General features: G+C 43.1%; 15 protein-coding genes. 2 read left to right on the forward strand and 13 right to left on the reverse strand.

Going from position 1 to position 13,249, the window contains the following annotated elements:
• The first annotated feature begins 66 nt into the window (after nt 1–66).
• Entirely contained in the window at nt 67–1,020 is a 954-nt protein-coding gene (gene mraY / locus AC58QT_RS20270) for a phospho-N-acetylmuramoyl-pentapeptide-transferase (protein ID WP_497410609.1), read from the forward strand.
• A 598-nt stretch (nt 1,021–1,618) separates the two neighbouring features.
• Here mraY and AC58QT_RS20275 read toward each other — a convergent pair.
• The 11 genes from AC58QT_RS20275 to AC58QT_RS20325 form a co-directional block, all read right to left on the reverse strand.
• Nucleotides 1,619–1,903, reverse strand: a complete 285-nt coding sequence (locus AC58QT_RS20275) for a hypothetical protein (RefSeq protein ID WP_497410610.1) — start codon at nt 1,901–1,903, stop codon at nt 1,619–1,621.
• Nucleotides 1,904–1,941: 38 nt separating this feature from the next.
• Nucleotides 1,942–2,955, reverse strand: coding sequence for a S41 family peptidase (locus AC58QT_RS20280; protein ID WP_497410611.1), 1,014 nt, complete (start codon nt 2,953–2,955; stop codon nt 1,942–1,944).
• Nucleotides 2,956–3,148: 193 nt separating this feature from the next.
• A complete protein-coding gene (locus tag AC58QT_RS20285) occupies nt 3,149–3,637 on the reverse strand; it encodes an NUDIX domain-containing protein (RefSeq protein ID WP_497410612.1) in 489 nt (162 codons plus the stop codon).
• A 25-nt stretch (nt 3,638–3,662) separates the two neighbouring features.
• Nucleotides 3,663–4,241: a TetR/AcrR family transcriptional regulator gene (locus AC58QT_RS20290; protein ID WP_497410613.1), complete on the reverse strand. Its 579-nt coding sequence runs from the start codon at nt 4,239–4,241 to the stop codon at nt 3,663–3,665.
• A 100-nt stretch (nt 4,242–4,341) separates the two neighbouring features.
• Nucleotides 4,342–5,160: an SDR family oxidoreductase gene (locus AC58QT_RS20295; RefSeq protein ID WP_497410614.1), complete on the reverse strand. Its 819-nt coding sequence runs from the start codon at nt 5,158–5,160 to the stop codon at nt 4,342–4,344.
• Nucleotides 5,161–5,319: 159 nt separating this feature from the next.
• Nucleotides 5,320–6,129 (reverse strand): class I SAM-dependent methyltransferase, encoded by an 810-nt coding sequence (locus AC58QT_RS20300; RefSeq protein WP_497410615.1) that lies wholly within the window; start codon nt 6,127–6,129, stop codon nt 5,320–5,322.
• Nucleotides 6,130–6,204: 75 nt separating this feature from the next.
• Complete coding sequence (locus AC58QT_RS20305; protein WP_497410616.1) at nt 6,205–6,972, reverse strand: AAA family ATPase; 768 nt, start codon at nt 6,970–6,972, stop codon at nt 6,205–6,207.
• A gap of 32 nt (nt 6,973–7,004) precedes the next feature.
• Nucleotides 7,005–7,463: an NUDIX hydrolase gene (locus AC58QT_RS20310; protein ID WP_497410617.1), complete on the reverse strand. Its 459-nt coding sequence runs from the start codon at nt 7,461–7,463 to the stop codon at nt 7,005–7,007.
• 78 nt (nt 7,464–7,541) lie between these two features.
• Nucleotides 7,542–8,057: a nucleotidyltransferase family protein gene (locus AC58QT_RS20315; RefSeq protein ID WP_497410814.1), complete on the reverse strand. Its 516-nt coding sequence runs from the start codon at nt 8,055–8,057 to the stop codon at nt 7,542–7,544.
• Between the two features lie 116 nt (nt 8,058–8,173).
• Nucleotides 8,174–9,406 (reverse strand): MFS transporter, encoded by a 1,233-nt coding sequence (locus tag AC58QT_RS20320; protein WP_497410618.1) that lies wholly within the window; start codon nt 9,404–9,406, stop codon nt 8,174–8,176.
• Nucleotides 9,407–9,451: 45 nt separating this feature from the next.
• The gene (locus AC58QT_RS20325) at nt 9,452–10,186 is read right to left on the reverse strand and encodes an SDR family NAD(P)-dependent oxidoreductase (protein ID WP_497410619.1); all 735 of its coding nucleotides are present in this window, start codon (nt 10,184–10,186) and stop codon (nt 9,452–9,454) included.
• Between the two features lie 365 nt (nt 10,187–10,551).
• On the opposite strand from AC58QT_RS20325, the gene AC58QT_RS20330 reads away from it, so the two are divergent.
• Nucleotides 10,552–10,803 (forward strand): hypothetical protein, encoded by a 252-nt coding sequence (locus AC58QT_RS20330; RefSeq protein WP_310499557.1) that lies wholly within the window; start codon nt 10,552–10,554, stop codon nt 10,801–10,803.
• 34 nt (nt 10,804–10,837) lie between these two features.
• Here the strand turns inward: AC58QT_RS20330 and AC58QT_RS20335 are convergent, their stop codons facing one another.
• On the reverse strand, nt 10,838–12,382 hold the full coding sequence (locus AC58QT_RS20335) for an AMP-binding protein (protein WP_497410620.1): 1,545 nt from the start codon (nt 12,380–12,382) through the stop codon (nt 10,838–10,840).
• On the reverse strand, nt 12,369–13,235 hold the full coding sequence (locus tag AC58QT_RS20340; RefSeq protein WP_497410621.1) for an SDR family NAD(P)-dependent oxidoreductase: 867 nt from the start codon (nt 13,233–13,235) through the stop codon (nt 12,369–12,371). Before AC58QT_RS20340 ends, AC58QT_RS20335 begins: the two co-directional genes overlap by 14 nt.
• Nucleotides 13,236–13,249 lie beyond the last annotated feature (14 nt).

Consider the following 13,249-nt stretch of genomic DNA (forward strand, 5'->3'; position numbering starts at 1 on the left):
TTGTCCATATAGGTGTCGTATACTATCTTATACGAATTTAAATGATTTCGTTAGGGGAGAACCACGATGGAGAGTTCATTATTAAGTGCTTTAAGTGTCTCATTTCTACTTGTCGCTATGTTAACACCTTTTTTAATATGGACATTGCGCAGTTTAAAGCTGACGCAACCCATCCGAGTCGAGTTGCCACCTGACCATCAGGCCAAACGTGGTACCCCACTAATGGCAGGAATTATCCTTCTTATCGGGGTAATTACTTCAACATACTTCCACCCGCTGCCACTGGTCCTTTTCCTTGGCGCAACATTTGTTTTATTTGGCTTACTGGGATTCATGGACGACTTTAAAAAGGCTGCTTTCCAGGACCCCTCAGGTATTTCAGGAAAAACGAAACTCGTTTTTCAATTTTCATTTACTATTGTCTTGTTATTTGTTTTACTTTATCAGTTCGACTTGAGTTCAGATGTAACCCTATTTAGAGGTTTCAACCTCCACTTGCCAATTTTCGTATACCTCATTGTCATGATCTTATTTATTGTTGGTTCAGCCAATGCGATCAATTTTACGGATGGGCTGGATGGACTTCTAATCAACGTTGCCATACCAACGTTCTTTTTCTTTTTTGTCATCTCCGAAAGAATTGAAGTACAGACTTTTTCGTTAGTTATGATTGGCTGCTTACTGGGTTTATTTATTTACAATATTTATCCGGCAAAAGCGTTTATGGGGGACACGGGCTCCCTTGCGATTGGTGGTTCACTAGCTTTCCTAGCTGTCATCGAAAAGGTTGAAATTTTGATCCCCCTCTTATTTTTTGTTTATATCGCAGAGCAACTATCCGTCATTTTGCAAGTGTGGTACTACAAGAAAACCAAATTGCGAATATTCCGAATGGCACCTATTCATTACCACTTTAGTCTAAAGTATGGCTGGAGTGAGAATAAAATTGTGATGATCTTCGGATTCGTCTCATGGATATCTGCTTTCATTTCTTGGGTGATTTGGAAATACATCCTTTAATTAAAAATCCCCGATGGACGGGGATTTAACGTACTCAGCATTTTATGCCGCCAAGCCCGGGCTAAAATGCTTTTCTTGTGCCGTAACTCGAATTTTTCGAGTTACGGGAGCTAAGGCGCCTCTTTTTTGGGCCGTAACTCGAATTTTTCGAGTTACGGGAGCTTTGGCGCCTCTTTCTTGCGCTGTAACTCGAATTTTTCGAGTTACGGGAGCCAAGGCGCCTCTTTTTGGGGCTGTAACTCGAATTTTTCGAGTTACGGGAGCCAAGGCGCCTCTTTTTGGGGCCGTAACTCGAATTTTTCGAGTTACGGGAGCCAAGGCGCCTCTTTCTTGCGCTGTAACTCGAATTTTTCGAGTTACGGGAGCTTTGGCGCCTCTTTCTTGCGCTGTAACTCGAATTTTTCGAGTTACGGGAGCTTTGGCGCCTCTTTTTTGTACCGTAACTCGAATTTTTCGAGTTACGGGAGCTTTGGCGCCTCTTTTTCGTGCCGTAACTCGAATTTTTCGAGTTACGGCAGCTAAGGCGCCTCTTTTTTGGGCCGTAACTCGAATTTTTCGAGTTACGGGAGTTAAATGACATCTATATCAGTAAACCACCTCACAAATAGGCAGATATTGCCCAAGCGCATAACACGACAATCACGACGCACGCCCAAAAAAGGCCGTAAGTTCGAAAAGAACGATTTGCGAACGCTTTTCGCAGCAATTTCTCGTTCACGATGATAAGGATGAGTCCGATAAGCGGATACCCACCCCAAATCGCAAGCAGTCTGTACGCTGGCTCACTGGTATCGTTGAATAGAAAAGCGAGACCGAGTAACATTAGCGCGCCGAGCGTTGCGAGTACTAAGATCGTGCGTGTAAAGTAGGCCAATAGCTTCATGTTTTCCTCCACATACATCTGACGATGCTTCTATTGAGTTATTTCTTTGTAAAATTTTCTAAAGTTGTCCTTATTTCCTTACTAAGTTTCTCTTGTCCAGGAATGGGATGATCCATCATTTGCTCTAGGCCTTGTTTGAGAAGAGTTACATAAGCAGCCTCGAATGCATCTTCCTGTGATACTTCAATATCCGGAGTAACACCTTTGCCTTCCCAACTGTCCTTTGTTATCGGATTAATAGCATGTGCGTTTGGAATAAACACTTCAAAATGGTCATTGATTCGATGCATCCAACCAGGGTTAGCACCACCACCCGTAGTTTCACCAATAACCAAAGCTCTTTTGAGTGCTTGGAGGCTATACGCAAATTCTTCGGCCCCTGAAAATGTTTGCTCACTAGTTAAGATGCATACCGGTTTCTTACCCCCAAATCTTTTACCTGAAACATAGGGCATATTCCAAAAAGATTGGGTGATTTTGTAATGTCTCCAGTAGTATTCACTAATGGCAACTGCATGCGTGCTCTCCAATAAATAACTTGCAAGGAGAACGACCATAAAGGATGACCCGCCCCGATTTTTCCGAAGATCAATCATTAAACCACTCGTATTGGCCAAAAAATTCATCGCGCTGACAGCTGTTTCACCAGCAAATTCCGGAGGAACAAAACTATGTAACTCAAGATATCCAATATTCCCAGGGAGTCGTTCCACTTTAGCAAAACCATAGTTATCCAGCATAAACTGCGTTTTTAAGCTCTCTGGAAAATCGGCTGTACTTTCTTCTACCTTCCTTGGAGGAAGCACCTCTTTACTCCAACAGACATTCAAATGCTTATCTTTGCTTATGGCTTGCAAATCTTTGGTAACAAGCTCGCAGAAAGCGGATGCCGTCGTGACCTCATGATAGCTGCCATTTACTAGTTTTTGACTAAACTCTGTACGGATGTTGTTTGCAACATCTGGGAACACGTAGAAATCATCCAGAAGCTGTAAGAGAGATTCCAGTGTTTCTGTTTTCATTTCTATACTAAGTTTGACATCATGAAGCAAAATTAAAACCTCCCCGTCAGATCTTGGTTGTTTTACCCATTACGACTATATCACTATCAAGAATCCTGGTCGATTAAAAAAGAGACCCACAGCAAGGGCTGCGGGTCCACATTCATATTTTAAAGGGGGGTCATGTTTTATTATAAGCTTGGTTTATTAACTCAGTGTGAAATTAAGATTTCAATTGTGTTACTTAACTAAATATAAATTTTGAATAGGGTTCAACCCTACCCCCTACATAATATTCTTGCAAAAAATGTTTGAGTGTTTGAGGAAACTGGGGACCGTTTATCGGGCTGTCTTGTTGTAGAGACTCTATGATTGTTGAAATATCCAACCACTCAAATCCAATCTGAGCAACATCATTTTGTAAATGAGTCATCTCCTCTTCAACTTCTATGGAACAACGAAAGACGAATTCAATGGCGTGCACCTGTTTAACTAAAAAAGAGTACTCATGATGATTAGATATATATTCCCTAACGCAAACCAGTTCTTTGACATTTGCCTTAACATTCAATTCCTCTTTGCACTCGCGTAGAATCGTATCTTCAATTGTCTCGCCTGTTTCTTGCCCGCCACCTGGTAAGGTATAATAAATGCCGACATCATCAAGTTTTTTCTTAATAAAAAGAAGCTTATTATCATGCTCGATTATCGCTTTTGCCGTATTTCTAACCATCAAGTAGTACCCTCCCATTGCCCGACTATTTTTTCACGGCACTCCAACAGGAACAGATGGCATCATGGATGCTGTCATTCGTTAACTCAAAAACACCATGCAGATGGCCTTTCAACATGTAGACGAAAGTTCCGTAATGCATTTGGACCATCATTTTTGGATTCAGAGGGTTAAACAACTTTTGCTCAATGGCTTCTTCGTATAAATGGTTCATGGGTCCACACCAACCACCTGTGTAGACCTCTTTTTTCACTTCCTCATAAATGTAAGGCGAGAACGAATACTGCTCAATAAATTGAAATCCCTGCGGATACTTTTGACCTAACGCAATGACCCGCTTCCATCCCAACTCAAACTTCTCACGGATCGTTATACCCTTATCGATACCTTCACGCACATAATCTCCATTAAACGTCACAATCGCTTTATATAACTCGTTAACAATATCTTCTTTGCTTTTAAAATAGTGATAAATGTTACCCGTCGAGACGCCGGACTCTTTGGCGATTAGCGCCATTGAAGTTGCCTGTAATTCCTTCTGAATAATGATGTTAAGTGTCGTTTCTAGTACAGCTCGCTGTACCTTATTATACGCAACAAACATACTGTTCCTCCCTCCCCATTAATAAATTGAACGCTCGTTCTAGTCAGTCTAAAATACAACTCAAATTCACATTCGTCAAGTCAGCATCATTGGACAAACGTTACATGTAACTCTTAGCTATTGTGTCCAAATATTCTTCAATAGGTACAGAATTTCTCATGGCTAAAAGATTGTTGCCGCTGGCTCCGATGACAGTACGGAATTTGGTGCTTTCTCCTGTTGCTTGAGCTACAATAGCGTCCACAATGATTTGTGGGTCATCCAATTGGCTAGGATCCGAGTTATTGATGCGCTCTTCTACTTTTGTCATCAGATCATCGTAGTCTTTAATCGCGGCGTCTTTGTTCCACGTAATATTTCCTTTAAAATTATTCCCTGTCGATCCACCTTGTTCGATTAGTCTTAGTTCGATATTCAACGGCTTCAGCTCGTAATAGAGACCCTCCGTCAATCCTTCCAATGCAAACTTGGACATGTTATAAAGCGATCCTAGCGGCACAGCAGTTGTAACCCCCATGAATGAACTAATATTGATAAACATGCCGCCGCCAGTCGTTCTGTAATGTGGTAAAAATCCACGAATAACATTAATGGGGCCACGCGCATTCACGGCAAACTGCCAATCGATAGCTTCCTCCTTTGCCAATTCCAATGCACCGTAAGTCCCCATACCTGCGTTGTTAACGACCACGTCAATCTTTCCGAAAGCAGCAATCGCTTGCTCTACCGCGGTATGAACTTGCTCCACATTGGTTACGTCCAGTTTGAAAATTTTTATATTTTCGTAAGCTGTAAGTTCCGTCTCCAACTCCGGCGTACGCATAGTAGCAGCTACATTCCAGCCCATTTGAGCAAATCGAATCGCAGTTAATTTACCCAACCCTGAACTTGTTCCTGTAATAAAGACTGTTTTACTCATGTTAAAAACCTCCCAGTTTATCTTTTCCGTTTTCACTAATAAGCATCATCACAATTATTAGATCGAACGTTCATTCTAATTATTGCGCAACAAGATGATCCTGTCAAATTTGATGAATGGAAGGTATACCTTTTATTTCCTTGCCAGTGTACAACCCCCTTACCCCTTGGTCGCCTGAAGCGAAAACGTGAGTGGAATATCATTAGTTGCGTCGTTCCATCGCCACCAACCGTCTTTGCCCTGCGTCATGAACGGGAAGCGTCGATTGCTCCCATAGTTAAACTCGTGGAGATAATCTAAGCGCAGACCCGCAGCAATTAGGGCGTTCAGGATATCACTAAAACTGTAACTCCACGTGTATTCGACACCCCGCTGATTAGCCGCGGGATCAGAATGTGGCAAGAGACCTTCGATTCGTAGGGGTTGCTCTGTATGAAAGTAAGGGTAGCGTATGTCCAAATCCGTCACATCCGCAGTATCATCAAAGACATTAAGAAACGGATGCTCATCCAGTAAATACAAGATGCCGCCTGGTTTGAGGAAATGTGAGATGACCTTTGCCCACCGATCAAGATCGGAGAGCCAACACAAGACGCCTCCCGATGTAAAAACGATATCAAACTTCTCATCAAGTACCTGAGGCAGCTTGTAAATGTCCGTGCAGATGAATCGTGCATCTAGCCCTGTTTCCTGACGTAATTGCTCAGCGAGGGCAATCGCATCCTCGGAAAAATCCACCCCCGTAACGTTCGCACCGAGACGAGCCCAAGAGAGTGTATCCATACCAAAATGGCACTGCAGGTGCAGCATCGACTTCCCCGCCACATCGCACAGTTCCTCCAGTTCAATCGGAGTCAAGGAGGATTTGCCTGCTTTGAACCCCGCGATGTCATATCTAGCTGCGCTGGCAGCATTGACGGCGGTACGGGCGTTCCAATGCTCGCGGTTACTCTCCGTATAATCAGTCATGGATGCTCCCCCTCTGATGAACTTTCTTTGAGAGATACGCTTGTCGAAGTGAAAGTATGCCAGTACGACAGAAGTTTAATTTTTATCCTCTTGATTTTCAAATAACTGCTTGAGCATGTTGTCTTTGTTATTCAGAAACTGCCTCATAATGAGGTAATGATCCGTTTCCTCTAATGTCTTCACTTCAATTCCATCCGGCTTGAGATTATAAATAATCGAATCGGGATAAGCCATAAGAATCGGTGAGTGAGTTGAGATGATAAATTGTGAATTTTGTTGAACCAGCTCATGAATCCGAGCAAGCATGGCCATTTGACGGAGTGGGGACAACGCGGCCTCAGGCTCGTCCAATATATATAAGCCATTGCCTCCAAAACGATGAACAAATGTTGAGAAAAAAGACTCACCATGTGACTGCTCATGAAGGGACTTCCCGCCATAAGAGTCTTTGATGGGACGACCGAATGAAAATTCATTATCGAGATCATCTATATTTGTAGCAAAATTATAGTAACTTTCAGCTCGAAAGAAGAAACCATCTTTAGGTCGATGAGGACCTTTTACCAATTGCATATATTCATACAAGTTCGAATGCGATGCTCTCGTTGAGAAAGAAAAGTTGATAGTCCCACCTTCTGGATTAAATCCCCATGCTACTGCGATTGACTCCATAAGCGTTGATTTTCCCATGCCATTTTCTCCAACGATATAGGTCACTTTGGGGTGGAAATCAAGCGAAGTGAGACTTTTTATAACACCTAGATTAAAAGGATAGTCATTGTAGGAGGAAATACGTTGTCTCTTCATCTGAATTTGCCTTAAAAAGGATGATGGTGATTTCATATTGGAACACTCCATTTATAGTTCGTCTTCCTTTAGGTCAACATAGCCATATACTTCGTTATCATTTCTCTATGACTTTTTACCATGTTCTCAGGTAGCTCATTCAACTTCCTAAATTCTAAACTCATAGATTCTGCATCATTAATTTTCAAATCACCCTTATACGCCTTGGTCCAATAAGCTGTAACAACTACATAAAACTCATCACCATTAGGCGTTTTGATAAAATGTTCTTTACCCGAGAATACATCAATTAATTGGAGGTCCCTCACTGTAAGTCCTGTTTCTTCATACACCTCCCTCTGAGCAGTCTCGATCGTAGACTCCCCCAATTCCATTAATCCGCCAGGTAAGCCATAGCGTCCTACAGGATGACTATTTCGTTTTTGCAATAAAATGTTATTATGTTCATCCACAATAATAACCACCGCACCGACTAGAATAAGTGGAATCGTCCCTACAATTTTTCTTAAGTCTTCTACATAGCCCATTATGCTTCCCCTATCTATTGTAAAAATAAAAATAGCCGCAACTGCGCGGCACCGCCAACATCTGATCTTGGCTTCCTTCTATTGGTGAATTACGGTCACCTTACTCCACTTACTTTTAAAATCCTTCTGCACGAGGCGCCTTTCAAAGATAGTTACAAGATCTTTATTCTCTCTGAAATAAGGGGTTGGCCTAATGATGATTTGAAGAACATCGTCAATTCCACAGGGGGCAGCCAACTGTACCTGCTCCTGATCATCTAACGTCAACCCTAAAGCAGTTGCTGTCTCAGGGAACTTGGACATGGCATCCACCGAAGACGAATAGGGAGGAATATGATTAACAACATGCATTCTTGCTTGATTTTTCACGGACCAAGGTAGATGTGGCATGATTTGTTGTAACTGCTCTTCGAACATTTTTTCACTAGCCTCACTCGTATTGGAAGCATCATAGTAGATGACATCGATATCAGCGAGCGGTGTTCTTTCTTCAAGTTCATGAAGGACATCCCAGATCTTCGAACGAACAAAGCCCGCACAGACCCACCAATCGGGAAGTTGTAAGGATCGAGCCACTCTGAGAATATCCATCATCCACGCATCCTTACCTACAAGCGCAATAATATCCTCTCTACTTTTCAGCAATTTGAAATCCCTCCACTAAGAACATATATTCCCATATTATAAAAGAATACGTTGTCATTGTAAAGTTATTCCAGACCGTTGCTATTCCTTTGCACGAGATCCATTGTCATACGTTTGAACGCAATGAATAAGATGACACCGGTTACTATCACAATAATACCTGACCAGAAGAACCACATTTGAACACCATATTTATCTACAGTCGGCCCCGCTAGCATGAGTCCAATTGGTGAGGAAAGCATCATGACACTGGTAACAAGTGAAATAACACGTCCCAACATTGCTGGTTCATACGCTCTCTGAATCATCGCCATGAAAGGGCCGTTGTAAAAAGGAGCAGCCGATCCCATAAAAAACGAAAGAATCACGAATAGCAGGAAGGCTTCTTTACTAAGAACACCACTTATCAGACAAGTTAGGCCAATGAGGACCAAACTTAAACTCATATAAGTAATGTCCTTCCATTTCGAAGCGATTACCGATAATATAACACCACCCAAGACCATACCAATACTGAAAACGGCCTCTATGAGGCTCGCACTATATCCCCCACGTCCAAAATGCGACAATGTCATAAAAGGAAACAACGTTGCAAGTGGCATGAATGCTATGCCGAAAATGGTTGTAGCCAACGTGATCACAACGATCGGTTTTACTTGAACAAAAGCCTCCCAGCCAAGCTTAAATTCCTTTAAGAATGAAGGCGTATGTATAGACTCTGCTTTGGGTTGACGAATCTTAACAAATGACAGCATGATATTTGCGATCAAAGCACCAACCACATCTAGAAACAATACCGCTCCGAGGGAAGTAGCTGAGTAAACAGCAATTCCAAGCGCAGGCCCAATAACCGTTGAGAAAGAGAAGACCATTTGATGCCAACCCGCGACGCGCGTTAACTGATCTTCAGGAGCTATGAGCGGAATTGCCGCTTGAAATGCTGGCGCATGAAAGGCAGAAGCCGTCGAACGTATCATTAAAATCACATAAACAAATCCCAAGCTGGGTTCACCAAAGAAGAAGTAGATCCCTAAAATCAAGCTAAAAAACGCAATTGCACTATCAGCTATAATCATCGTTTTTTTTCGGTTCCATCGATCAAGCCAGACGCCTATAAATGGACCCAGAATCGCTTGTGGTAAAAAAGCAGCAAGTCCAGCAATCATCAATACCGCGGCTGAACCCGTCGTCTCCGTCAAGTGCCAAATAATAGCGAATTGGACCATAGATGAGGTTAATATTGAAAAGATTTGCCCGCTGAAAATAATAGCGAACGTTTTTCTCCATTGAAGTTCCATTGCGAACTCTCCTATTCTCGGTACACGCCTATATTTCTTTATCACTCACACGCGATGAATATCGCCATTCTTTATCAGTGGAGCGTTGATCAAGGTTAAAATCTTATGGGCTACATCAACCGGGTCGGCAAGGTTGCCTTCTTCTTTCTGTTTTGTAAAATAACCCGTTAATGGAAAATCAGAATCACGCGCTTTTTTCTGCATCTCGGTATCCATCATGCCTGGGTCGACTGCAAAGACTTGAACCGCATGGGGTTCAAGTCCTTGCTCGAGTCCCACACATTGCGAGAACATATTCAGCGCCGATTTCGTGGAACAATACAGACTCATGCTTGGGGCTGGATACTTAGCTGATCCAGAAGTGATGTTAACAAGCCTTCTTTTTACATTCCAACCGGACGTTAAGCTGATAAAACTGGAGCTAAGCAGCACAGGTGCGGTTAAGTTCAATTGGATATGCAGCATGATTTCTTCCTGGGTACACGCCTCAATATCTTTGATCGGAGATACCATAGCCGCATTATTAATGAGTGTTATTGAATCAACATGGCTCGGATCTATTGTTAAAATCATTTCTTGTATCCTATCATTTAACGTCTCTACACGAGTGAGATCAATAGCGAAGAACTGATACCTATATCCGGACGCTTCCCTTACAATATCTGTATTTTCAGTACGTGATAAGCAATACACAACGTTTTCTTCTGCTAAAAGCTGTCTAGTCAATTCGGCACCAAGCCCGCTTGATGCTCCTGTAATGATGTATATATGATTCGACAAACGATCACCTCCTAGGAATTTGATTTTTTATCAAGTCGCGTACTCTTACTCTTACTCTTACTCTTACTCTTACTCTTACTCTTACTCTTACTCTTACTCTTACTCTTACTCTTACTCTTACTCTTACTCTTACTCTTACTCCTACTATTACTAGACTGCCTAACACATAGCCCCTAACCTTCACTAACAAATTACGAGTGACAAATTCTGAAATTTGTCACTCGCGATAATATAAAAAAGTAGTATGATGCCCGCCTCGCCTCGCCTCGGCTCAACCAAACAGGAATAATTATGTAACACACACACTTGTTCTATGGGACGAACATATACTAGATTAATAAAGCTAGAAAGGAGGTATTCCTTTGATGCGATCAGATTCCTATTTGATTTGTAAAAAGTACCTCAATCGCGAAGTGATGATACAAACAACACATGGCACTTACAAAGGGACCATCGTGAAAGTGGACGGGCAACAGGTCTATTTAAAACAAAAACGTACTGGAAAGAAAGCTCACATCTCATTCCTGCCCTTTCTCATTCCTTTAGTTTTATTTGATCTCTTAGCTATTTTTCTTGTGGACACCGCAAGACCCTTTTCACCCTGCCGACTATTCTAATCAAAATGACTGCCACAATCAGCGCATGTGGTGGTCATTTTTCATTTTCCATCGCTTTTTTATCCCGTTTCCCTAATGGGGTATAGGGTACATGCTCGACGAAGCTGATCTCTTTGGGCAGCTGATATCGTGCCAATCTAGTGCGCAGCCAGTTTAAGAGTTCCTCTTCTGATAATTCTGCACCCGGCACCAACTGAACCAACGCTTTCAAACGCTGACCGAAATGCTCATCCGAAATTCCCATGACAGCGGCATCCTCGATGAAAGGGTGCGTGTGTAGCATTTGTTCCACTTCAAGCGGATACACATTTTCCCCCGCCGAAACAATCATACTGTCCACTCTGCCACGCAAAAAGTAATAGCCCTTCTCATCCCGATAGCCCAAATCGCCGGTTTCGATCCATGCATCCCCTTTGTTGCTCATTGACCATCTATTTCGGATACAAAATTGACCTACGCTTCCGATTGCGACTTCTTGTAGTTGATCATCCATTATTCTGAGATGGACACCGCTTATCTTTCTGCCGATTGTATGTGCGGAGTAAGATAGATCTTGCGGAACGGCTATGATATTCAAACCTGCTTCTGACGTGCCATACAAATTGTATAACACGTCTCCCAATTGACTTAGCGTCTCTCGGACCAGTTTGGGATTAAGCTCGGCACCGCCTGAAGCTATACAAGACAGCGATTTCAAATCGCTCGCATTGGTTTTTAACATTTTATGTAGCATTAGAGGTACTACCGTTACGATATCTACCTGATGCTCCCGAATTAATCGGCAGGCTTTCTCTGCATCGAATCCCCGATGAATGACTACTTTTTTTCCTAATGCGCAGAAAAGGAGCAGCACCGCTACCCCATAACCGTGATAAATCGGAGTCCCGATGTAGGCTGTATGCCTTTTCAAGATTTGCAACCGCTTAAGGAAACCCGCGAAGGGGTCTAAATAATTGAATAGCGAGGGTTGATGTGCCGCTTCTTTGGCCTTGCCTGTGGTTCCGCCTGTCAGCAGCACTAGTTTCCCTGAGGAAGCTCGATGTTGTTTGATCTTTTCGTAACTTGTGGAGTCAGCAATATTGGATATTGCAGGATTTGTATCATGATAGCTCAACAGCTTGGCGTTCGTATATGTCGTTTGCACAAGTATGGCGCTTAGTTCGTCGTCATAGATCACCAGATGAAAGTCTTTGCTCTCTAGAATGCGCTGCAATTGCCCCTTGCTCATTTCCGCATTCAGCAAATAGATATCTGCCCCCGCAAACGAAACCGCATAGATGGCTTTCACCAGCGAAGCATGGTTTTTGCACAAAAAGCCTACTTTTTGACCGCCTAAAAGTCCGTATTTCATCTTCAGCTCGCTCGATAACGTCACGGATTGTAAGTATAACTGGCGGTAGGTAAGGGTTTCCCGCTCATCAACGAGAGCGATTCGATCTCCATACGTTTTAGCTGCAAAATGAAGCAAAGACATCAGATTGATGCCTGAGATGTACATAGCAGAAGCTAGTCGAAATAACGCGAACAGCGAGAGGAGTCTAATTCGATATAAAACATAAATCAGCTTAACGATTCTCATGGCTGTTCCCCTTGTTCCTGAGCAGCATCCTTGGCATTGCGTACGCCCAATATCCTCGGAGAAATACGCTAGCCAGCTGTCCGAAAATCAACCACCATGGTTGAAGTGTCTTTCGCTGCGTATAGATCGCTTTGCCGATCATCTTGGCCACCTGCTCTGGGGACATTGCGGGAACCTTACGATACGCAGCGGTTGGCAGAATCATGGGTGTTCGAACTAACGGTAGATAGACCGCCGTCATGGCGATGCCCATCATGTTCAGCTCTGGCGAGGCGGACTGGAACCAGGTGTCAAACGCAGACTTGGATGCTTGGTAAGCAGCCCAATATGGCAAGGGGAGCAGTAGGGCATTAATTGTAGACGTATGGATGACGTGCCCTTGCTTTTTTTCAAGCAGTGGAAGGGTAGACAACACTAATTGAACCGGGGCGAAATAATTAATCGCCATCGTCCGGGTGAAATCATGATAGCGATCTACGGAGTGCTGAATAGAACGTTTAATCGAATGACCTGCATTGCTGATGAGAATGTCCAATCCATCTGGCAGCTGATGAAGGAAGGTCAGTAATCTCTCCATGTCTTGTGGATCTCGAAGATCCGCAGGGAACACGCTAACTCGGGCTGCTGCTTTGGCTTCGATTTGGCTTTTTATAGCTAAGAGTTGCTCACTCCGTCTTGCCACCAAGATCAAGTGAACCTTAATCTCAGAGAACAGATAAGCGAGTTGTTCGCCTATGCCGGAGCTGGCGCCCGTTATAAGAACCGTTTTGCCCATCAGCTGCTTCTCCAACTTCTGTTGATTCAAGTTCGTCGGTGGAAACAAGAACAATTCGAGGAGACTATTTGTCCGCATTTGGACTCCTCCTT

This window comes from Paenibacillus sp. J31R109 (genome assembly GCF_059692055.1).

What these genes read in the sequence shown, in the direction of transcription:
- AC58QT_RS20335 (WP_497410620.1), bottom strand. Translation starts at nt 12,382, where the DNA reads ATGAGAATCGTTAAGCTGATTTATGTTTTATATCGAATTAGACTCCTC.
- AC58QT_RS20315 (WP_497410814.1), bottom strand. Translation starts at nt 8,057, where the DNA reads ATGATGGATATTCTCAGAGTGGCTCGATCCTTACAACTTCCCGATTGG.
- AC58QT_RS20320 (WP_497410618.1), bottom strand. Translation starts at nt 9,406, where the DNA reads ATGGAACTTCAATGGAGAAAAACGTTCGCTATTATTTTCAGCGGGCAA.
- AC58QT_RS20310 (WP_497410617.1), bottom strand. Translation starts at nt 7,463, where the DNA reads ATGGGCTATGTAGAAGACTTAAGAAAAATTGTAGGGACGATTCCACTT.
- mraY (WP_497410609.1), top strand. Translation starts at nt 67, where the DNA reads ATGGAGAGTTCATTATTAAGTGCTTTAAGTGTCTCATTTCTACTTGTC.
- AC58QT_RS20285 (WP_497410612.1), bottom strand. Translation starts at nt 3,637, where the DNA reads ATGGTTAGAAATACGGCAAAAGCGATAATCGAGCATGATAATAAGCTT.
- AC58QT_RS20300 (WP_497410615.1), bottom strand. Translation starts at nt 6,129, where the DNA reads ATGACTGATTATACGGAGAGTAACCGCGAGCATTGGAACGCCCGTACC.
- AC58QT_RS20295 (WP_497410614.1), bottom strand. Translation starts at nt 5,160, where the DNA reads ATGAGTAAAACAGTCTTTATTACAGGAACAAGTTCAGGGTTGGGTAAA.
- AC58QT_RS20275 (WP_497410610.1), bottom strand. Translation starts at nt 1,903, where the DNA reads ATGAAGCTATTGGCCTACTTTACACGCACGATCTTAGTACTCGCAACG.
- AC58QT_RS20290 (WP_497410613.1), bottom strand. Translation starts at nt 4,241, where the DNA reads ATGTTTGTTGCGTATAATAAGGTACAGCGAGCTGTACTAGAAACGACA.
- AC58QT_RS20305 (WP_497410616.1), bottom strand. Translation starts at nt 6,972, where the DNA reads ATGAAATCACCATCATCCTTTTTAAGGCAAATTCAGATGAAGAGACAA.
- AC58QT_RS20340 (WP_497410621.1), bottom strand. Translation starts at nt 13,235, where the DNA reads ATGCGGACAAATAGTCTCCTCGAATTGTTCTTGTTTCCACCGACGAAC.
- AC58QT_RS20330 (WP_310499557.1), top strand. Translation starts at nt 10,552, where the DNA reads ATGCGATCAGATTCCTATTTGATTTGTAAAAAGTACCTCAATCGCGAA.